This is a genomic window from Gluconacetobacter entanii (assembly GCF_003206495.1).
In the GTDB taxonomy this organism is placed as follows: domain Bacteria; phylum Pseudomonadota; class Alphaproteobacteria; order Acetobacterales; family Acetobacteraceae; genus Novacetimonas; species Novacetimonas entanii.
In genome coordinates, this window is the sequence record NZ_NKUF01000015.1 from 1 (window position 1) to 20,437 (window position 20,437).

Here is a 20,437-nt window from a genome sequence, read left to right on the forward strand (position 1 = left end):
CGAATGGTATGCTGTCAGATGCCAGCTCGCCATCATGTTCGATGATCGTTTCCCAATGGCCTGAAAAAGTGCCACCGCACAAAATTCTACACAGTCTCCCTCCAGCCCGTAAAACGGGTTGTAATTCACGGCGCGGTGGAAATTCTCCTGGTTCAGTTGCATCACCCGCGCGCCCATCGGCACCAGCAGCAGCAGCGTGAACCACCGCACCCATCCCCACCGTCCCCATCCCGACGCCAGCACCGCCCCGCGTGGCCGCGCGACATACAGGCCCACCGCGCCAAGGCACATCCCCCCCCACAACAGCAGCCACGGCCAGAATGCATGCAGGTATCCCACGATGACCGGGAAGGAGCAGTAAAACAGCACCAGCCACAACTGCACACCGGGCAGGCGTCCCGTCAGGTGGACATAATACAGCACCATCGGCAGCAGCAGCAGCGCAGGCAGCAGCGCCACGATCACCGCGCGCCGCCGCCCCAGCGCCGCCATCAGCACCATGGCCGTCGCGATACTGCGCACGACGCCATGCAGCGACAGGACCGACGGCGACAGCGCCATGGCGATAAGCAGCCAGAACCAGATGTCAGGGCGGGGCGAGTGCGACAGGAAACGGCGGAAAAAGGCGATTGTCATGGACCCGGAAAGACTGTTTCGCGCAGAACAGCATGCCCCCCGACCCGCAGGCAATGGGCGGGGGAAAGATGAAACGATCTGTAATAGAGCCCCGTCACCCATGCGAACCCCTGCGTGATGGCAGGGCAGGCCTCAGGGGCTTTGCCCCCGAACCCCCACCAAAGGGCATTGCCCTTTGGAAACCATGACGTGGGTGGAGCGGTGTTGCGGGTCGGGCATCGTCGGGGTGTCCAAAGCGTGATATGGGTCGTGGCCGTCCGCGTGGCGTGACACAGGGCATGGAGTGACAATGGCAGACCCGCTTTCCCCGACCCTCCCCGTGATCAGGACGCCGCGCCTTGTGCTGCGGCCGCACCGCCTGTCGGATTTCCATGACTGGCGCGCGATGTTCCTTGATGAGGGGACACGCCGTTTCCTCAGTTCCCCCCGCCCGAGCGAGGAGGAGTCGTGGAACCGCCTGCTGCGCTATATCGGGCACTGGTCGGCGCTGGGTTACGGGCTGTTTGGCGTGTTCGACCGCGCGGACGGGCGGTTCCTGGGCGATGTGGGGCTGGCGGATTTCCACCGTGGGCTGGGCGCGGAATTCGATCGCTGCCCGGAGGTGGCGTGGATCATGACATCCGCCGCCCACGGCAGGGGATACGCGACGGAGGCCGCACGCGCCATCCATGACTGGTTCGCGCGCACCCATGGCCCGCAGCGCACGGTGGCCATCATCGACCCGGACAACCACCCCTCCCTGCGGCTGGCGGCGCGGATGGGATACCGCCCGACGGGGGAGTGTACCTATCGCAACGCATCATGCGTGATGCTGGCGCGTGCGCCGGACGCGGATGTGGCATAGTCGCGCCAGCGCCACCCCGCGCGGGGACGGCAGGTGCATGGCATGAATGATGGAATGGAACGCGCAATGAGCGAACGGCAGACCCCGGCGACGAACTTCCCCGAGACGAACTCCCCCGACACGGACCCGCTGGCGGCCATCGCCTTCGTGCCGGATGCGCAGATGCTGCGTGTAATCGCGGAGGGAGTCGCAAAGGATGTGCAGCCGGAGCCGCCGCCGCCCGTCGCGCCGCCGCCGCTGGCCGTGGAGGCGCTGCGCATGGCGGCGGCGGCAGGCGATACGGAGGCGATGCTCCAGCTTGGGGCCGTCACGGGACGCGGGGGGGACTAACCCGGTGCCGTGGCGTGGTTCCGCAGGGCGGCCGATGCCGGCAATGCGGAGGGCATGTTCTGCGTCGGCCGCGCGTTCCTGCTGGCCGAAGGCGGGTATGCAAAGGACGTCCCCACGGCGAAGGCATGGTACGAACGCGCGGGCGATGCCGGATATGCCGAAGGATACTTGGGCATCGGGGAGATTTATGAGCGTGGCCGCCTTGGGCAGTCCGACCCCGACGCCGCCATTGCGTGGTACACCCGCGCGGCGGAGGCAGGCGATGTGAAGTCGATGCGCGCGGCCTGGGAATGCTGGGATGCGAAGGCCCGCCACGCCACGGACGGCGCAACGCGGCAGGCCGCCCGCGCGCAGGCGCTGCAATGGCTGGGGCGTGCGGCGCTGCATGATGACCTGCCTGCGCTGAACATGCTGGCCGAGGCGTATGAGAACGAGGAGGACGACGGCCTGGTGGAACAGGACCTCGCCGTTGCCATCAGGCTGCGCCAGCGCCTGTTCGCATTGGGGGGGCGGGGGGAGAATACCGCCAACCTCGCCCTTTTCTACGAACTTGGATATGGCTGCCGGGCCAATGCGTCGATGGCATCGCTGCTGTATGTCCTCTCCCTCGATGAGGCCGAGATGGACGAATACGAGGAATTCAGCCTCGATGACCCCGCCCTTGCCCCGCTGCGTGACCGCGCATATTTCGCCGCCCACCGGGAGGAGCTGTGCACGCTGATGGGCAAGGGGGAGGACGACCCGTTCAATTTCCTGCTGCGTGGCATCGCACGGCTGAGCGCGGATCAGGACATCGCGCGCGAGTACATGGAAACCCGCTTTTTCCTGCCGCCGCGCAAGGCAGGCTGAACCGGCAGGGGCCTGTCCCCTGATGATTCCGGACGTTCACCGGACGGGCCGGCAGGCGGCACGCTCGCCTGCCGCTTGGAGATCGCGCGGCACCCTGATATGGCGGTGGGGTTGTCCCATTCCCGTTTTCAGGGTTCCCGCCCCATGACCAGCATCGCGCCCGCCCCGTCCGCCACCATTGATGAGACCGCCCTGCCGGTGCGGATCTCGGCGCTGTACTGCTTCACGCCGTTTGACGATCACCTCGCCCTGCGCGCACCGCTGGAGCGCCTGTGCGCGGAACATGGGGTGCGCGGGACGCTGCTAATCGCGGCGGAGGGGATCAACGGCACCATCGCGGGCAGTGACGCGGGCATCGGCCATGTTCTGGCGCACCTGCGTGCGCTGCCGGGCTGTGCGGAGATGGATGTCAAGGAAACCCGCGCCGCCAGTGTGCCGTTCCACCGCATGAAGGTACGCCCCAAGCGGGAGATCGTGACGATGGGCGTCCCCGGCATCGACCCGCGCCGCAAGGTCGGGCAGTATGTGGAGGCCGCGCAGTGGAACGACCTGATTTCCGACCCCGACACCATCGTGATCGACACGCGCAATGATTATGAGGTCGCGATCGGCACGTTCGCGGGCGCGATCAACCCGGCCACCCGGTCGTTTCGCGAATTCCCCGACTGGTTCCGGGCGCGGCGCGCGGAACTGCTGTCGCAGGGGCGTGCGCCGAAAATCGCGATGTTCTGCACCGGGGGCATCCGGTGTGAAAAGGCGACGGCCTTTGTCCGCGCCGAAGGGATCGACGATGTGTTCCACCTGCGCGGTGGCATCCTGAAATACCTCGAAACCGTGCCGCAGGCGCGCAGCCTGTGGGAAGGCGAATGCTTCGTCTTTGACCAGCGCGTCAGCGTCACGCACGACCTGCGCCCCGGCACCCATGCGCTGTGCCATGCCTGCCGCATGCCCGTCAGCGTGGCGGACCAGGCCTCCCCCCATTATGTGCCGGGGGTAAGCTGCCCCGCCTGCCATGACGAACGCGACGCGGCACAGCGCGCGCGTTACGCCGAACGTGAACGTCAGGCGCACCTGGCGCGGGCGCGCGGGGAAAGCCACCTTGGCGCCATGCCCGCGCGCGGTGGGGATGGGAACTGGGGCGATCATGGATGACCCCGCCCGTCCCGGCCCGTGCGAAGGGGGCGCGCATGATACGGGGGTAAGCCTTGCGCCCGTGACGCGCATGGATGCCGATGACCTTGTGGCCTGCAACCTCGCCAGTCGCGATTTCCACGCGCCATGGGTCGCGCCCTTTACCGACCATGACGGCTTTGCGGAGTGGTTCCACCAGGTCGTCACCGGGGCCAATGTCGCACTGGTCGCGCGCCGCGACGACATGGCGGGGCCGGGGGGCGTGGTCGGCGTCCTGACATTGAGCCAGGTGGTCCATGGCACGTTCTGCAGCGCCTATCTGGGCTATTACGCGATGAAGGCGCAGGCGCGGCGCGGGCTGATGACGCAGGCGCTGCGCATGACGGTGCGCCACGCGTTCGACATGATGGGCCTGCACCGGCTGGAGGCCAACATCCAGCCCACCAACCTGCCGTCACTCGCCCTGGTGCGGCGCGTGGGATTCCGGTGCGAGGGATTCTCCCCACGTTACCTGTTCATCAACGGCGCATGGCGCGACCATGAACGCTGGGCCATCCTGTCGGACGACCCGGCAGGGCGCGCGGCGTAGTTTTTCCAAAAGGGTGGGGGGGGTCGAAGCTTTTTGAAAAAAGCTTCACCAAAAACTTCTGGGCCTCTGCGCCCTGTTGTGCGGGCGGGGTTTTGTGACAGGCCCGGCGTGTGTCACGGCCCTACTTGTCGCGTCCGCCCGTGACGTTGATGATGCCCAGGCCCAGCAGGCCGAGCCCGGCGAGGCCTTCGGCCACCATCCATGCCATGGGCCCGATCCCCTCGGCCGTCATGCCGCGCACCAGCACGCCGACGCTGCCGACCATGAGCAGCAGCGAAATGATGGTGCCACATTTTACAATCTTGCCGCGATCCATCGTGTTCCTGCCTTACGCCTCCGTCGGGCCGTCCCGAAAGCGGGCAACCGGCCATCATCCTATCATCATGCCGCAGGCCGCGTCCAAACCGCCCCGCATCCAGCACATGCCCCGCATCCGCGTCATGCATGCAACCCCGGCACGAGGCCCCGACACCATGCGGGCGGGCATGAAAAAAGGGCGTGGCCCCGACGCCACGCCCCCGTTTCCGCCCGGCAGGGGCAGGTGTTTCAGCCGGAGACGACCTGATCCGGGGTGAACCATTTGTCATCGCCTGTCTGGTCGGAACGCACGCGCATCTGCCCGTTGTCGATGATCTCCACCACCGTGCCCCGCGCCCCGCTCCATTTGGGGTCCGAGACCGCATCCTTGCGCACCATGACGACGTCACCGTCCCTGAAAGCCATCCTGTCCCTCCTGATCTGTGGCGATTGGTCCCTGCCCCAAGCAAACCTGCCCCCCGGCCCCACGTCAAGAAGCCGTGATCGCATGGCCCCCTGCATCCTGACCTGTCTTTAAGTCGTGGTTTCCAAAAGGCGATGCCCCTTGGTGGGGGTTCGGGGGCAAGGCCCCTGAGTGTGCGGGGCCGCCGGCGCATGGAACACCCGGGTGGCTTCAAGTCTATGAAGTCATGGTTTCCGCAGGTCCATGACCTGTATCAGTCATGCGCCGGCATGTCGTGCGATGTCTCCTCCGGCGCGGTCTGCTGCGGGCGGACCAGCCAGTAGACAATGCCCAGCGACAGGATGGAGGCCGAAAGTGCAAGCATTTCCATGACGTTCACCTCCTTGAGGTCAAGGACGATGAACTTGCGCACGGTCGCCAGCATCCCGATCAGCAGGACGGAGCGCATGCGGATCATGCTGTGGGGCTGCGCATCGGGCAGGACGAGGATCGAATGCTTGAACTCCAGCGCGATCAGCACGGTAAAGAACATGCCGAAGATGCTCTGGATCACTTCGGGACTGGTGGGTGTCATGCCAGCACCCAGCAGCATCTGCCCCACCGCGATCACGACATGCACCAGCGACACCCCCGCGATCACGACAATCAGCAGCGTCAGCACCAGCATGACGCCTTCTTCGAACAGGTCGAACAGGTGGGAAATCCGGAACAGGCCGGGCAGGCGGGTGATCATCGGGCGCATATGCTCCTGCGATATGGGGGAAGGGGACGGCGCGGCCCGCGCCAGTGTCGGGGGCGTATCCTATCACGTCACCCGCGCCCTGTCGCGCCATCGGGGCGGGTGGCCTTGCGCGCGGGCGGGATCGGGTGAAAATATGCACCTCCTCCTGCGGGAGGCCGGACATCGCCCGCCCCTGATCGGACAGGACATCAACCATGCCACCTTCCTCCTCCCCTCCCTGCCCGGAACACCTGCCTGTCTCCCAGAGGCTGAAGGCGCTGCGTGAACGTGCGGGCTACAGCATCCGCGCGCTGGCGCAGGATCTGGGGATGGGCAACAAATTCTCGACCTATTCCTTTTACGAGAGCAAGCAGAAGAAGGAATACCTGCCGGTTGACCTGGTCCGCCGCCTTGTCACGCTGCTGAGCGAACGTGGGGACCCGCCGATTTCCGCGGGCGAGGTCTGGGCCCTGTCGGGGGTCATTCCCGGCGGGTCGGACCTGAATGACGGGATCGAACGCGCAGCCCGCGCGCAGGCCCCGCGCCGCAATGCGGACGGGACGGTGACGATCAATGAATACGACATCTCCCCCCATGCCGGCAGCGGCGCGATCGTGGGCGATACCGACAGCGGCGCGGGGGAGGGCCATGCCAGCCTGGCGGCGTGGCACATGCCGCGCGCGTTCGTGGAAAACTATGTCTCCGACCCGTCGGCGCTGGTCATCATCCGGGTGGCGGGCAATTCGATGGAGCCGGATTTCATGGCCGGGGACCGTGTGATGGTCGATACCGCGCACCGCGTGCCGTCGCCCGACGGGGTGTATGTGCTGTGGAACGGCCTGGGTGTCGTGCTGAAGCAGTTGATGCTGGTGCCCAATTCCGACCCGCCGCGCATCCGAATCATCAGCGTCAACCCGACCTATCCCATGGATGAGGTCGATGCCACGGAACTGGTCATCAATGGCCGCGTCGTGGGCAAGTGGGTGTGGAAATAGGCGGCCCCCTGCGGGCGGCGGCGTGTGGGGTGCCCGGGCGCTGCCCGGACCCGGCAGGGATCCCGATCCCTGCACCCTGATCTGTTTATAAAGTCATGGTTTCCAAAGGTCTCAGACCTTTGGTGGGGTTCTGGGGCAAGGCCCCTGAGGGTCACAATGCTGCGTTTCCATGATTTCGATCAAGCATCCATATGCTGCCTGCACCGCGCAGTCATGCAGGCGGCGGCATGGATATGCGCGATGTTCGTCCACATATTATGTGGAACAGGCCGAAAATGGCCCGTCATGAACCATGGGATAATGAAGACATGAGCAAGACAGCAGAAACACAGGGCCCCGACGCGCAGGGCAAGTTCTCCCTCACCGTGAGCGTGGGTGGCCTGACGACGACGTTCGGCGGCTTCTCCTCCAAGATGGAAGCCGAAGACTACGCCGTGTCCTTCCTGCGCCGCATCAAGGAACTGGCAAAGGAAGACGGCCGCACCGTCGCCTGATCGCCATACCGCGCAAGGCAGGCAGGGCCGGGTCCGAAAGGGTCCGGCCCTGTTTTTTTGGGGGGAGGGTACGTAGCACCTTTCGCCTCCTCTCGGGTGTTGCTGGCTTAACACAGGACGCCGAAAGCAGACTTTAATTTTTCGTATTTTTAGTAATGTTTGTTGGCGTAACATGCTGTTGATGTGCTGCTTTTAATACGTGTATCGTAAACGCACCAAGAAACATTATCCCAGCAGCCTGTAATAAAAGAAAACGTTGTAAGTACTTATGTCGTCCTGCCTCTACTTCTTGAAAACTTTCTATTCGCCTCATCCGGTCATTGCGAATAAAGATAAGAAGTTTTTTAGATACAAGGTCGTCGTCTATATTTTCTTCATTATCAATAATATTTTCCCAGAAATTTCTTAAGCGGTTGGCGCTCTCCCATCCCACCGCCGACGCCTTAGTCGGGTGTGCTCTAAAATATTCTGCATATACTGTGACGAAAACGCCTGCTATCCCCGGCAATCCTAGGAATATCAAGACTTTCCAATCTAGTTTTAATGCGCCATTAGTCCACCAGTAAGGAAGCTGGGCTCCGATAAGATAACCGACTATCAGTACAGACAGCCCTGGTTGGGCTGCACCGGAAACTTTGAGCATGTCGTTACATTTATCGTTGGCCCAAGTCTCACATTCCGATAGATAAATATCAGAAATCTCTGATGCATTTGGAAATTTTGCCGCAACTTCCCAAGGATCATTGAACTTGATTTCTTCTGGCATATTGTTCTTTCTCTATTCGCGATCAAAATATTATTTTTGAGAGGCTGTTTCAAAAGGTCCGAGCTAAGAGCTGGTCAGGCATTTTGTGACTGAACAAGCGACTGTGCAGCCCGATCCCATTCTGTATCGGAGCAAAAGACACCACATTCAGGCGCAAACAGGCACATCAGACCGACCCGGGCAACTTTTGAAACAGCCTTTTAAAGCCAATAGAGTGACCTTTCTCTTTGCAATCCCCAGACTTCTCGTTTGTTTGACGGCCCTGAAACAGACGGACTACAGGTGCCTTCATCAAAGACATTACGAACGTCGTAGAATGATCAGAAAAGTAGACATGAACTGAACAAATGTTTGTGGCTAGCATCTGGCAGGTAACAGGATGGTGAATTTTAGCAATCAATTGTTAATTGATCGCATTTTGTAGACAATGCTGCCTGAAAAGTTGACGTGGCATAGTATCGTAATAAGGTCTGTCTAATCGGTCCATCTTTCATTAAAGATCTGGGGATATGTCAAGAATCTTAAGATAATAAGGGAAGAAAGCAGCAATGACAGAACCAGACAGTCTCCGTCGAGGTGGAAAATTGCCACGAGACCGAGACTGGTATGATGCAGGCACCGTTTCTGATGGCCCTCGAATGGTATTAGCGAGGGGGGGGGGGCGTTGCCCTATTGGGCTCCATAATAAAAAATGAGAAAACCAATAGTATTTGAGACGAATCATGGAATATATATTTTATATTTATGATCTTCATAACTTTATTATATTTTTCGGGCAATTAAACTTCTGTAATGGTGCGAGAGGCTGCGCAGAACAGTGATTTGATGGCCTAAGCGGAGGAACACGCGGTTACCTCAAAATCGATTATGCTTTACGGACCTCTTGGGGAAACGACTTTGTATGTCTTGGTGTATATTGGGCCGTAACTTTGTCAGCATAGTAATTCTCATGACGACAAAAGCGAGATAAAGCCATACCTGATAATCAGACAACTGCCTTGTCTTTCTTATGCCCATTGAACGAAGATTCTGCGTTTTGGGGACATACATAAAAACCATTACGGTTGCAGGAATGGGGATTGCACCCGACCCCTTCCGCCCTCAGAACTGATACGCCCCAAGTTCCGACATGATATCCCTATCAACCCTGTATTTTTTCTGCAGGGCTTCCTGCCTTGCGCGGATATGTGCGCAGGCGGCATCCATTTCGCGTGACAGTTCATCCTTCCTGCGTTGTGGCAGGGTGCTGTCCCATTCCCCGGACAGGTACACGCAGGTATCGGCGTCATGCACAAAGGCCGTGACGTCGGCGGGGTCTTTGCCGCCTGCCCTTGCGCCAAAAGAAACCATGACCAAGACAGCGACGACGAAAGCACACCCTGCGGGCCGGATCCCCCATGACCGCGGCCCGCGGGGTCCTTGTAATAAAAGTTTTTGGGTGCCGCCTTTTGATCGAAAAAGGCGGCGTATTTCAAAGCTTTTTGAAAAAAGCTTCACCAAAAACTTCTCTACCTAAGGCGCGTCCGCCAGTGCCTTGGCCGGGATCAGCGCTTCTTCCACCAGCGGCCATGGCACGATGCCGGTCGCGGCGATGCCGGCGAAGGTGGTGCGGACATCGAACGGGCGTCCCGCGGCCTCCGCCTCATGCGCCTGGCGGGAGATCAACTGGTCGAACATCAGCTTGCCCGTGACATAGCTGGTGCCATATCCGGGCTGGCGCAGGTAGAGCAACTGTTCAAACCCGACAAGGGAATTGTTCGGATCGGAATATCCGCGCGGCGTCCACGACGCATGGAACCGTCCCGCCGTGGCGAGGTCCATCTGGTTCGCCTGCACATACAGCGACGCAAGGCCACGCGCCGCACGGTTGGCCAGCATGATCCACACCAGTTCGCGCCCGCGCGGTTCGTGGTCATACAGGCCCGCCTGCATCACGATTTCCTCGTACGCGGTGGCGAACCCTTCGGAGCGCGCGGCATAGATGTTGAACAGCGGCGCGCCACGACGGATCGGGTCGGGGTTGGGGTCGTCCTTGATCCGTGCAAGCTCGGTCCAGTGGATGTCATGGGAATAGAGCGGCCACGGATCCAGCGCCGTGACCTTGAGGAAGAAATTGCGATCCTCCGGCGTGGTGTAATCCAGCGTCTGCGCCGCCATCGCCGCGCGGTAATATGGCTGGTCCGGCACCAGTCCGGTCTTGATGATGAAATCGGTGAACTGCTGCATCTTCGTCGTGGCGTATTTGCGATAGGCCACGGGATTTTCAATGGGTTTCAGCGGCGGCAGGTTGCGGTTATGCAATTCCTCCAGCCGCAGCGACGCCTGTGCGCGTTCCAGTTCGCGGCGCAGCAGGCTGACCTGCTCCTCCCAGGTGTAGGGGACAAGCTGCACATTCTTCATGTACCAGTCGTAATTCGCCTTGCCCACGCCGGACGGGCCGGTCTTGTGCGGGGCTTCGGCCGCGATCCATTTCCCGAAATCCTGTGTCGCCGCCAGCGCTTTCTGCGCGGCCTCGCGCACTGGCGCGCCCGCGCCGTCCAGGGTCGCGGCCTTCTGCCCCTCCAGCGTGCGCATCTTCAGCGACCCGTCAAGCAGCGCCGTCAGCACCTTTGCCTGCCGGTGGAAATCGCGTTCCCCATATTTCCACAGGTCGGCGGTATTGCTTTTCGCCAGCCACCCGCGCGCACGTTCCAGCAGGACAGGCACCCCCGACAGGCGTGCGGCAAGGTCCGATGCCGCCTGCGGCGAGAGCGGATAGTCATAGCGGAACAGGTCGATCGTGTCGGCCGAGGGGCCTTCATGCGCGGGGACGTCGCTTTCCTCGGCAAAGATGGTGGCGAAATAGCCGGGGTCACGCGCCCACGGGCGACGCACGCGCAGGTCGAAATCAAGCCCGTTCATCTCGGCCGCGATCAGGCGCGCGTCGATATCGTCCTCCGTCGTCCAGCCGGTACGGTCCAGCGTGGCCAGACGCTTTTGCATCTTCTTCAGGCCGTCCTTCTTGTGCGACAGGGCTTTGGCGCCGTAATCCACCGCGCCGTCGCGCTGCTCTGGCGTGGCGAGCGTGCGCCAGTCGGTAAACAGCGTCTGCAACTGCGCGCTTGCGGCATGGGCGGACGTGGCCATAATGTTACACTGTGGCAACAAAACCATGGCCCCCGCACACAGCAGGGCCGTCGTGCGGCGCTTCAGAATTTCTTGCAGCATTCCTGTTCCCGATCGTTACGATATCATCGGTTCCAACGTTGCCCGCACCGGGCGCGAGGTGTCAATTCCCACCCTGATCCATCAAAACATTTAAAAGTTTTTGGTGAAGCTTTTTCCAAAAAGCTTCGAAAGACGTCGCCTTTTTGAAAAAAGGCGACACCAAAAACTTTTATTACTTTTATCAATACCACTTAACGCGAAAGAAACGATATTGCCATGCGCCCCCGTGCGCCGTTACATGGGCCATGATGAAAACGACACGTCATGACACCCGCCACGGATCACGCCGACTGCCCGCCGGCCTGCTGCTGGCGTCCCTGCTGGCGGCGACGCCCGCGCTGTCCGCCGCCCCCGCGCCGCACGGTCCCGCACCGCTGACGATTGCGGGCCTGTATGCGGATCAGAGCATCATCGGCACCTCGCCCGAACATTATTCATGGTCGGCGGATGGCACGCGCCTGGCCTTTGCGTGGAATGACCGTGGCACGGCGTTTCGTGACGTCTGGGTGTACGAGGCCGAAACAGGCGTGGTGCAGCAGGTGACCCATATGGGCGAGGCCGGTCGCAACACGGCACGGGGCGCGGGCGTGACGCAGCTTGCATGGCTGCCGGACGGGCGCGTGGCGTTCGTGATGGATGGCGCGCTGCGGGTGACGGACATGCGCGGCCATGTGGGCGTGCTGGACCTTGTGCGCCATGGGGTGGGGCTGATCTCGCCCTCGCCCGACGGGCGGTGGCTGGCGTTCGTGTCGGACGGGGCGCTGTGGCTGCGTGACATGGGGCACCGGGCGTCCACGCCCGCGCGCATCGTCGTGCCCGGCACGGCACAGGATGGGGTGGACCGGGTGGAATGGAGCCCAAGGTCCGATCGCATCGCCGTCGTCATGGCCGACAACCGCGCGGTCCATAAGGTGGAGATCGATTACGACCATGACGGGCAGGCGCATCATGACCATGTCATCCGCGCCTTTCCGGGGGATCCGAATACCGGCTTTGCGGTGGGCGTGGTCGATGTCGCGGGTGGGCCGCCGCGCTGGATGCCGCGGGAGAATGAACAGGACCCGGTGTGGAATTTCGGCCTGTCGCCGGACGGCCGCTCCCTGTTCGTCAATGAAAGCGACCTTGTGATCAAGCATCACGGCATCGACGTCTATGATGTCACAAGCGGCCATCGGCAGGTCTTCTACCGCTTTGCCGACCCCGCGCAGGTCCGCCCCGACTGGCAGGTGGCATGGGCGCCGCGCGGGCCGGGGCTTGTGCTGCTGACCAACCGGTATGGCTATAACCAGCTTTACCACATCCCCGCCGCCGGGGCGCAGCCACGTCCCATCACGCGCGTGGCGCCGGGGCAGGGGGCGTGGGAAATCGAATCCTTCGTGCCCGACCCGGTCCATGGGCAGCTTTATTTCACCTCCAACCAGGCGGGCTATGCGCAGCGGCAGGTCTATCGCGTCGGGATGGAGGGCGGGACGCCCGAACTCGTCACCCGGACCCATGGCACGCATGAGGTCGTGTTCTCCCCCGATTTCGCCCATGTGGCCGACCGGTTCAGCAACGATTCCACGCCGCCGGAACTGTATGTCGCGGCCCTGGGGTCGGGCACGCCGTCCTTTGCCCGCGTGACACATTCCCCCCTGCCGCAGTTCGCGGCGCGGCGGTGGGCGGATGTGCGGTACCTGGATTACAAAAGCCACGTGGACGGCGCGCAACTGACGATGCGTGTCATGCTGCCGCCCGATTATGACGCCAGCCGCCGCTATCCCATGATTGTCGGTTCGGTCTATTCCGATGCGGTGCGTGACCAGTGGGGCGGGCGCAATGCGCACCCGACATGGGGGCTGGACCAGTATCTGGTGTCGCGCGGGTATATCGTCATCAATCCGGGCATCCGCGGCAGCTTTGGCCGGGGCAAGGCGTGGAACCGGCCGATGCTGGGGCAGTACGGGGCGCTCGACATCGACGACCTGCAGGACGGCGCGCGCTCCATGGTTGCGCGTGGTTATGCCGATCCGGCGCGCATCGGCATCTGGGGGTCGAGTTATGGTGGGCTGATGACGCTGATGTCGCTGTTCCGCAAGCCGGGATTCTATGCCGTGGGCGTGGCCGGCGCACCCGCCAGCAACGTCGCCCATGCCTATCCCGAACAGGAATGGATCATGGGACCGCCCTCGGGGCATGATTTCCCCGCGCGGTACCAGCGGCAGTCGGCATTGTACCAGACGGCGGGCCTGCGCGATCCGCTGATGATCATCCATGGCACGCGCGACGAGGTCGTGCTGTATGCCGACACCATGGCGATGGCGCAGCGCATGATCGCACAGGGCAAGATGTTCGACCTCGTCACCCTGCCCGGTGCGAACCATCCGTGGGATATGGAAAACCTGCCACAGACCCGCTTTGCCTACACGCAACTGGTGCGGTTCCTTGACCGCGCCCTGCATCCCGAAGGGGGCACGACGCCTGCGCAGTAGGGTGGGAGGCTGGCAGGTCCGTCGTTTCGGGAAAGTCGGGGAAAGTAACAGAAGTTTCTGGGTGCCGCCTTCTGATCGAAAAAGGCGGCGTTCCTTCAGGCGGGCACCTCGACAGGCAGGGGGGTGACGTCCACTGGCGCGGTTGCGTGGCCCACCTGCCCCGCAAGCAGTTCCACCGCGGCAAGGTAGATGGCGCTGAAACCGCAGAACAGTCCCTCGTACCCCGCAACAAGCGTCAGTACCGGCTGTTGCAGGATCTCCGCCAGGCCAAGCAGGGCAAACAGCACGGTCAGGCTGGAGAACACAACCTGGTGCATGCGCGACGCCCGTATTGTACCGATCGTCATGATGGCGGTGAACAGGCCCCACATCAGCAGGTAGCTGCCCATCAGGCCGGGTGAGGACGCAGGCGCCAGTTCCCAGTGCGGCAGGAACAGCAGCACGACAAGCGACAGCCAGAACGCGCCATACGACATGAACGCCGTCATGCCGAACGTATTGCCATTGGCATATTCCAAAAGCCCGGCGACAAACTGCGTCGCCCCCCCGAACACCAGTCCCATGGCAAGGATCGCGCCCCCCATCGGGACAAGGTCCGCATTATGCAGGTTCAGCAGGACAGTCGTCATGCCAAATCCCATCAGCCCCAGCGGGGCCGGATCTGCTTTTGCCGAATTGTGTGTCATGCCGCGATTCCATTTCATGGCGGGTAAATCATGACAAAACATGTCACGAATGATCGGGCACGGGATATTAAAATCTGCCTTAATGGCGCGACAGAAGGTTCCTGGGCGGCGTCTCTCGAAGCTTTTTAAAAAAAGCTTCACCAAAAACTTCTGAACGTCTGCGTACTGTTATGTGGGCACGGCTTTTTGCGACAGGCCCGGCGCAGGGAAAAGTGGCGTTCTTCGCGTTGCCTCAGGACCTGCGCCGGGTCTTGAGGACATAATTGTCAATCATTTCCTTCCCCCCGCCATTGATATAGACGCGCCGCAACTGGGGCTTGCGGCGTTCGCGGCGGCGTTCCTGCGCATCGATCGGCAGGACGATGCCGGATTTCAGGTTGCGTGCCAGTTGCCGCAGCAGGTCGGGAACCTCCTGTTCGACGGTGATGGTGCCGTGCGCGATGACCCTGCCGTTCCTTTCGACATACACGCCGCAATCGTCATCCGTGACAAGGCGCAGTTCGGGATCGAACCGGACAAGCGTCCGTTCCAGCCGGTCATGCAGGGCGTTGACGTCCTGCCTGAACGTCAGGAAACACTCCTTGACGGCGGTCATGTAGGTGATGTGATGCATGGTGAAGTATTCGGGCCACCCGCCCCGGAGCGGGACCTCGATCCCGAAGGCGGGAAAGATGATGTGTTCGTCCTTGGTAAAGGCGAGGACAAAGCCGTACGACAGCGCGACCCAGTGGTTGTTGTAATGGATGGCCTCATACCCGTCCGGCGTGCGTGGATACAGCGCGCGCACCAGTACGCTGGTGGGGTGGAAACTGACCCCCGACAGCATTGAACTGATGAAATGTTCCCAATCCTCCCGGTCGTAGAAAAAATTGGTCGAAAGGTCGATGGTCATCGCGGTCCCTGGGGGAATGGGGCGGTCATGATGGCCCGCGCGCCAAAGGCCGGGCGCACGGGCGGGGGCGGTCAGGCCAGGCCTTCTTCCTTCATCGCCTTCTGCGCCGCAGGCCGGGCGAACACCCGGTCACGCAGGGCGCTGGCCTCGGGGTAGGGGGAGAGGTCCACATTCACATGCGGCGCCCAGCTCAGGATCACCGCAAGCAGCGCATCCGCCTGCGTGAAGCCCACCGGCAGCATGTGGTCGTCGCCGCTGGCGGACAGCATCGCCTCCACCTGCGTCATGCGGCGCCTGATGTTGGCCAACTGGCGGTCGCGCACCACATCGGGCAGGTCGGGCGCGAACATGGGGCCGAATGCGCTGTGCACGTCCTCGCAGAAGCCGATGGCCTCGAGCAGGCGATACTGCTCCAGCGAACCGGGGGCGGGGTGCAGGGCGGGGATGTCCGACTGCGCGCCGATATAGGTCAGGACCGCCACGTTCTGCGTCAGGACCACGCCCGGCGCGATCTCCAGCGCGGGCACCGCGCCGCGCGGGTTGATGGCGAGGTAGTCGCCGCCGCTGGCGGTTTTCTTGGCCTTCAGGTCCACCTGCTCGACCTCGTGCGGCAGGCCGGTTTCATTAAGGATGATATGCGCGGCCAGCGAACATGCGCCCGGCGTGTAGTAGAGTTTCATGGCGTGCGCCTCCTGTCTGTCTCGGTTATCGGGACGGTGTGTTGCGGGGCCGTCCCGTCCGGGCAGGAAGGGTTGCACATGCCGCGCGCCGTGCAAAGTATCCGCCCGCCGCCATCGTACCGCAACAGTGCCGGTCAGGCAGAAGTAATGCGCGGACCTGTGGGCATGGTTGATATGTAAATATCAATTACCTCGTCCCGCATATAAAAAATATGTCCTTTTGTCGATTGAATACAAGGCCGCATGCTCCACATATGCTTTTACAATAAGGAGTTATGTATAATGAAAGAACATCGTGTTCCCCATGCCGCCGGTTCCATCCATGACCTGGTGCGCAAGGCCACCCATTCGCCGGACCTGATGACGCAGGCGGAAACCGCGCGCCTTTCCGAACATGTCCTCAAGTGTGGCGAACATGCCACCGAAGAGGAACAGGCGATCGCGCGCAAGGGCACGGTTGAGCCGGAAAACATGAGCGCGGCGGAAATCCAGTTGCTTGGAAAACGCGCGGCGGCCAAGAAATAGGAACTTTATTCCATTCCCGCCGCCCTCTTGCGGTGGGGTTTTGGAAAATATGCTGCTGCGGCGGCCCTCCCATCCGGGGGGGCCGCCGCATGCCGTATGGGGGCGGGGTTTCGTTATGGCTGGTAATTCTGCGCGGTGGCTTCGTGCAGGGCGCCAAGGTTCGCGCGCACCTCGTTCACACGGTCCACCAGGGCGCGGGCTTCGGATGCGGTGACGATGTCGCGGCGGTCGCCATCGCGGTCGGGATGGTCGGTGACGAAGCGGACCTCCCACGGGGTCGCCTGCTGCGTGATATAGGTGATGGTGGATGCGCGTAGCGGGACCATCATCTGGCTTTCATAGCTGCAGCTCTGCTCCCCCGTGTCATGGATTTTGCCATCGGGCGTGGTGTTGGTGCGGTCCCAGCAGGATACGCTCTGGTCGCCATCAATGATTTTTGCATATTGCGGGCCATTGGGGCCGTTATATTCGATGTGGCTGTAGATCCCGGACGCCGCGGCAAGGTCGGAGCTGAGCATGTAGATCACATCCCCCGCCCTGTAGGTTCCCCCGCCCGTGCGCGAGACCGCGCCGTCTTTCTTGATGACCAGCGCCTGAAGCCAGCTATTGAAGAAATTGCTGTCGGAATAGGCATGTTCCTGGCTGACGATGATGAAGGGCTGCCACGGTTCGCTGCGTACCGTAATCTTACGCTGCATCCGCGCCTCCCCCATATGGTCGAGGTAATGCGCCTTGCGCGCCTCCAGTTGCGCAACGGAACATGCGCAGAGCGACATCGTGGCACACAGGAGAAGGGCGGACGTGAAAAGTCGGTTCATTGTACAACCTTCGGAGCAGGACCGGAAAACCCGGCCAGACGCCGCGCGTCATATCTGACGCCGGTTTCCCCTCACTCACCCGGCCACATGGCGGGAGTGTAGCGCCGGTATGGGCATTTTGTGTCATCCCCGGCGCGGATCGCCACATATCCACCGTTATTGCCATGGCCGCGTGATGCGTCCCGCACGGCCGTCCGGCAAACGGGTGGTACACTGCCACATGATGGTCATTCGCGTGCCTTGTTCTGATCGCGGTTCTGGCGGATGATCGTGACGATACAGGATGGACAGTGGAAAGACAGGAACATGAACCCCATCAGATTTATGCCGGTACTGGCCCTTGCCGGTGCGCTGTGCGCCTGTGTCGGTCCGGGTGGACCGGGCGGGTACGGCGGTAACTATTACGGCGGATACGATTATTACAGCGGGTATGGCGGCGGTGGTTACGGCGGCTATTACGGGCGCGATTATTATGGGGGCTACCCGGTTTATGGCGACCATGGGCGCGGTGGCCCGGGACGTGGTGGTCCGGGACGTGGGCCCGACGGCCATGGCGGTTTCGGCGGCGGACATGGCCCCGGCGGCCCGGGTGGTCATGATGGCGGCCATGGTGGTGGCTTTGGCGGCGGGCGCGGTCCTGGTGGTCCGGGTGGCGGCGGTGGTCACGGCGGCGGCGGTGGCGGCGGCCATGGTGGCGGTGGCGGTCACGGTGGCGGCGGCCGCCGATAGGCCACACCCCGAGCGGTGCAGGGACACGCCCCCTGCACCCAGACCTGTTGATCAAGGCCCCGGTTGCCAGAGGTCCGCGACCTTTGGTGGGGGCGGGGGCAACGCCCCTGAACGTGCGGCGTTACTGTCGCATGGAACAGCCGGGCGGCATGCCCCGGCCCCGGCAGGGATCACGTCCCCGGATCGTGCGGGATCATCCGTGGCCGGACGTGCCGGCGCACAGGTTCATCACCATGACCCCGGCGATGATGAGCGCCATGCCACCAATGGCGGCAAGGCTGAGTTTCTGTCCCAGCCACGCCCACGATACGACCGTGATGGCGACGGTGCCGACCCCGGACCAGATGGCATAGGCGACGCCGGTGGGAATCGTGCGCAGGGCCTGTGACAGGGCATAGAATGCGGTCAGGTATCCCACCACCGTCACGCAGGATGGCAGGCGACGGGTGAATCCGTCCGACAGGGTCAGGAAGAAAGTCGCCGTGACCTCCGCCCCGATGGCGAGCGCCAGATACAGATAGGCCATGGCCGCGTCCCTCCCGATGGCCGGCGGGCACGATGCCCCGGCCTGTCGCGTCGCCTTTACAGGATCGGCGCGGTCCCGGCCACGTCACGGACGGTCACGGTCCATGTCGGAATTTTTCCGTGATGACGCATGAAACCTTCGCTTTCACCACGTTTTATATGTATAGAGGAGATAGGAGACATGAGCCATGAGCAACTCAGCACGCATGATTGCCCACCTTCTTATCAACATCCGTCGCGTGCCGCGTGAAAAACCGCTGCCGAAGGACACGACGCGTAAACAGGACTGATGCCCGGAAAACCGGGAAATCGGTCCATGGTTACGCATCCGGTGCCGCCGGATGTGCCGGGAAACTGGCATGCGGGTGGCACATGGAAACGGGCGTCATGTTATAACGTGATGCCCGGCCATGAAAAACACAGTTTGACATAATCCGGCCGCGCATCGCCGCACCGGGGCATCACGCCGTCGCCGCCGGGCTGCCGCCATGTTTCAGGCGCTGCGCCAGACCGCGCAGTTCGTCGTGATGCAGCAGCCAGACGCCGTTGGTGCGGGCCAGTTGCCGTGCCGCGCGGGTATAGGCCGCGTTGGACACCACCGCCGCCACCGTCGCGTTGTAATGGGCGCGCGCGGCGGTGATCTGCTGCACGGCGTCATTGCCGACGGTACGGCTGTAAAGCTTGCACTGCACCACCATGCGCAGGCCCCGCCGCGTGGCGATGATATCCGCGCCCTGGTCGCCGCTGCCGACGGTGGTTTCGGCCTGCCACCCGTCATGGCGCAGTTCGGCGGCGCAGTACTGTTCATATTCCAGCGGGTCCATGCCGGGGCCGACAATGTCGGGGCGTTGCGGCGTGCCGCGTGCGGCCTGCTCGATCCGGGCGGTGACCCATGGGGCGATTCGCGGCCACTGCGCCGCGCGCCCCGCCGTGCGCAGGGCCGGGCGCAGGATGGTGGCGATGAACTCGTCACGTTCGCGGTGCCATTTCTCCGGCTTGATGACGCCATAGCTGTTGCGGCCCAGTAACTGCCGCCGCCGCAGGCGCAGTGTCTCGGTATGTCGTGCAATCAGCGCCGCACAGATCGCGCGCGCCCGCCGTCGCGCCCACCACCGCGCGACAAGGCACAGCACCGGCCACCCCAGCAGCACCGCCCCACCCGCCAGCACCAGATGCGCATACCGCCCGAGTCCCATGTCGCCGGAATGGGCCACCAGTGCCGCCCGGACACTGGCCACCCCATCGCGCAGCCAGTGCCAGCACCGTGCGACCATGCCCGACGCGGGGACCTGCGTGACGTCATGGGTGCGGAAATACAGCGTGCGTTCACGCCGCCCGTCATCGCGGCGCAGGGCGGTGATGTCCCCGTCGCGCTGCACCAGGGTCCAGCGCGCGGCCGTTCCCGCATGGCGGCATCCCGCCCCGACGATCCCGTCCGACAGGTGCCGCGTGGCGATGGGTGTCGCACATCCGATGGCCTGCGCCGGCACCCGATAGACCGCGCCCTGCGCCGCCGCCGGGTCCGTCATCAGGCCCACCATGGCCGCCAGCGCGCAGGGGCGGAGAATGTTCCCTTTTCGTACACACGTCATTCCAGACAGTTAACCCACAATTCATCACTTGGCGAGGCCACTGTGCGGGGGCGTTGGCGCATGCCACACCCGGGCTCTGCCCGGACCCGGCAGGGAGCGCGCTCCCTGCACCCTGATCCGTTCAAAAGTCATGGTTTCCAAAGGGTAATGCCCTTTGGTGGGGGTTCGGGGGCAAAGCCCCTGAGGACATCGACGCATGCCACACCCGGGCTCTGCCCGGACCCGGCAGGGATCAC

General features: G+C 62.7%; 22 protein-coding genes and 1 pseudogene. 10 read left to right on the forward strand and 13 right to left on the reverse strand.

Going from position 1 to position 20,437, the window contains the following annotated elements; translation table 11 throughout:
* Window positions 1–636 (reverse strand): annotated as a pseudogene (locus CFR72_RS08260) (hypothetical protein); the annotation flags it as partial.
* A 289-nt stretch (window positions 637–925) separates the two neighbouring features.
* Between CFR72_RS08260 and CFR72_RS08265 the strand changes: the two are divergent.
* The 5 genes from CFR72_RS08265 (at window position 926) to CFR72_RS08285 (ending at window position 4,379) form a co-directional block, all read left to right on the forward strand.
* Window positions 926–1,480, forward strand: coding sequence for a GNAT family N-acetyltransferase (locus CFR72_RS08265; protein ID WP_110913512.1), 555 nt, complete (start codon window positions 926–928; stop codon window positions 1,478–1,480).
* 42 nt (window positions 1,481–1,522) lie between these two features.
* Entirely contained in the window at window positions 1,523–1,810 is a 288-nt protein-coding gene (locus tag CFR72_RS08270) for a hypothetical protein (protein WP_146220680.1), read from the forward strand.
* 9 nt (window positions 1,811–1,819) lie between these two features.
* Window positions 1,820–2,659 (forward strand): tetratricopeptide repeat protein, encoded by an 840-nt coding sequence (locus CFR72_RS08275; protein ID WP_110913514.1) that lies wholly within the window; start codon window positions 1,820–1,822, stop codon window positions 2,657–2,659.
* Between the two features lie 144 nt (window positions 2,660–2,803).
* The gene (gene trhO / locus CFR72_RS08280) at window positions 2,804–3,811 is read left to right on the forward strand and encodes an oxygen-dependent tRNA uridine(34) hydroxylase TrhO (RefSeq protein WP_110913574.1); all 1,008 of its coding nucleotides are present in this window, start codon (window positions 2,804–2,806) and stop codon (window positions 3,809–3,811) included.
* A complete protein-coding gene (locus CFR72_RS08285) occupies window positions 3,804–4,379 on the forward strand; it encodes a GNAT family N-acetyltransferase (RefSeq protein WP_110913515.1) in 576 nt (191 codons plus the stop codon). The genes trhO and CFR72_RS08285 overlap by 8 nt, the downstream gene beginning before the upstream one ends.
* A 121-nt stretch (window positions 4,380–4,500) precedes the next feature.
* Here the strand turns inward: CFR72_RS08285 and CFR72_RS08290 are convergent, their stop codons facing one another.
* The 3 genes from CFR72_RS08290 to CFR72_RS08295 all read right to left on the reverse strand — a co-directional run bounded on the left by CFR72_RS08290 (window position 4,501) and on the right by CFR72_RS08295 (window position 5,833).
* Window positions 4,501–4,695 carry a hypothetical protein gene (locus tag CFR72_RS08290; protein WP_110913516.1) on the reverse strand — a complete coding sequence of 65 codons (195 nt, stop codon included), beginning with the start codon at window positions 4,693–4,695 and terminating at the stop codon, window positions 4,501–4,503.
* A 230-nt stretch (window positions 4,696–4,925) separates the two neighbouring features.
* Entirely contained in the window at window positions 4,926–5,102 is a 177-nt protein-coding gene (locus CFR72_RS17515) for a hypothetical protein (protein WP_167400334.1), read from the reverse strand.
* A gap of 251 nt (window positions 5,103–5,353) precedes the next feature.
* The gene (locus tag CFR72_RS08295) at window positions 5,354–5,833 is read right to left on the reverse strand and encodes a phosphate-starvation-inducible PsiE family protein (protein ID WP_110913575.1); all 480 of its coding nucleotides are present in this window, start codon (window positions 5,831–5,833) and stop codon (window positions 5,354–5,356) included.
* Between the two features lie 203 nt (window positions 5,834–6,036).
* On the opposite strand from CFR72_RS08295, the gene CFR72_RS08300 reads away from it, so the two are divergent.
* On the forward strand, window positions 6,037–6,816 hold the full coding sequence (locus CFR72_RS08300) for a LexA family transcriptional regulator (protein WP_110913517.1): 780 nt from the start codon (window positions 6,037–6,039) through the stop codon (window positions 6,814–6,816).
* Between the two features lie 308 nt (window positions 6,817–7,124).
* Window positions 7,125–7,310: a dsRNA-binding motif domain-containing protein gene (locus tag CFR72_RS08305; RefSeq protein ID WP_110913576.1), complete on the forward strand. Its 186-nt coding sequence runs from the start codon at window positions 7,125–7,127 to the stop codon at window positions 7,308–7,310.
* Window positions 7,311–7,443: 133 nt separating this feature from the next.
* On the opposite strand, the gene CFR72_RS17170 is transcribed toward CFR72_RS08305, so the two are convergent.
* From CFR72_RS17170 to CFR72_RS08315, 3 genes are all read right to left on the reverse strand, one after another.
* On the reverse strand, window positions 7,444–8,076 hold the full coding sequence (locus CFR72_RS17170) for a hypothetical protein (protein ID WP_146220681.1): 633 nt from the start codon (window positions 8,074–8,076) through the stop codon (window positions 7,444–7,446).
* Between the two features lie 1,101 nt (window positions 8,077–9,177).
* Window positions 9,178–9,573, reverse strand: coding sequence for a hypothetical protein (locus tag CFR72_RS17175; protein ID WP_146220682.1), 396 nt, complete (start codon window positions 9,571–9,573; stop codon window positions 9,178–9,180).
* 15 nt (window positions 9,574–9,588) lie between these two features.
* On the reverse strand, window positions 9,589–11,283 hold the full coding sequence (locus CFR72_RS08315) for a DUF885 family protein (protein ID WP_110913519.1): 1,695 nt from the start codon (window positions 11,281–11,283) through the stop codon (window positions 9,589–9,591).
* Window positions 11,284–11,531: 248 nt separating this feature from the next.
* Between CFR72_RS08315 and CFR72_RS08320 the strand changes: the two genes are divergently transcribed.
* Window positions 11,532–13,754 carry a prolyl oligopeptidase family serine peptidase gene (locus tag CFR72_RS08320; RefSeq protein ID WP_167400335.1) on the forward strand — a complete coding sequence of 741 codons (2,223 nt, stop codon included), beginning with the start codon at window positions 11,532–11,534 and terminating at the stop codon, window positions 13,752–13,754.
* A 95-nt stretch (window positions 13,755–13,849) separates the two neighbouring features.
* Here CFR72_RS08320 and CFR72_RS08325 read toward each other — a convergent pair whose 3' ends face one another.
* The 3 genes from CFR72_RS08325 to CFR72_RS08335 form a co-directional block, all read right to left on the reverse strand.
* Window positions 13,850–14,458 (reverse strand): acetate uptake transporter, encoded by a 609-nt coding sequence (locus CFR72_RS08325; RefSeq protein ID WP_110913521.1) that lies wholly within the window; start codon window positions 14,456–14,458, stop codon window positions 13,850–13,852.
* 214 nt (window positions 14,459–14,672) lie between these two features.
* Complete coding sequence (locus tag CFR72_RS08330; RefSeq protein ID WP_110913522.1) at window positions 14,673–15,332, reverse strand: hypothetical protein; 660 nt, start codon at window positions 15,330–15,332, stop codon at window positions 14,673–14,675.
* A gap of 71 nt (window positions 15,333–15,403) precedes the next feature.
* Complete coding sequence (locus tag CFR72_RS08335; protein ID WP_110913523.1) at window positions 15,404–16,012, reverse strand: glutathione S-transferase N-terminal domain-containing protein; 609 nt, start codon at window positions 16,010–16,012, stop codon at window positions 15,404–15,406.
* 282 nt (window positions 16,013–16,294) lie between these two features.
* Between CFR72_RS08335 and CFR72_RS08340 the strand changes: the two genes are divergently transcribed.
* On the forward strand, window positions 16,295–16,537 hold the full coding sequence (locus tag CFR72_RS08340; protein ID WP_110913524.1) for a hypothetical protein: 243 nt from the start codon (window positions 16,295–16,297) through the stop codon (window positions 16,535–16,537).
* 113 nt (window positions 16,538–16,650) lie between these two features.
* On the opposite strand, the gene CFR72_RS08345 is transcribed toward CFR72_RS08340, so the two are convergent.
* The gene (locus tag CFR72_RS08345; protein ID WP_110913525.1) at window positions 16,651–17,355 is read right to left on the reverse strand and encodes a hypothetical protein; all 705 of its coding nucleotides are present in this window, start codon (window positions 17,353–17,355) and stop codon (window positions 16,651–16,653) included.
* Between the two features lie 306 nt (window positions 17,356–17,661).
* On the opposite strand from CFR72_RS08345, the gene CFR72_RS17800 reads away from it, so the two are divergent.
* A complete protein-coding gene (locus CFR72_RS17800) occupies window positions 17,662–18,084 on the forward strand; it encodes a hypothetical protein (protein ID WP_208629996.1) in 423 nt (140 codons plus the stop codon).
* A gap of 193 nt (window positions 18,085–18,277) precedes the next feature.
* Here CFR72_RS17800 and CFR72_RS08355 read toward each other — a convergent pair whose 3' ends face one another.
* Together CFR72_RS08355 and CFR72_RS08360 are read right to left on the reverse strand one after the other, a co-directional pair.
* Window positions 18,278–18,610, reverse strand: a complete 333-nt coding sequence (locus CFR72_RS08355; RefSeq protein WP_110913526.1) for a DMT family transporter — start codon at window positions 18,608–18,610, stop codon at window positions 18,278–18,280.
* Window positions 18,611–19,070: 460 nt separating this feature from the next.
* Window positions 19,071–20,138: a restriction endonuclease gene (locus CFR72_RS08360; RefSeq protein WP_167400336.1), complete on the reverse strand. Its 1,068-nt coding sequence runs from the start codon at window positions 20,136–20,138 to the stop codon at window positions 19,071–19,073.
* Between the last annotated feature and the right edge of the window lie 299 nt (window positions 20,139–20,437).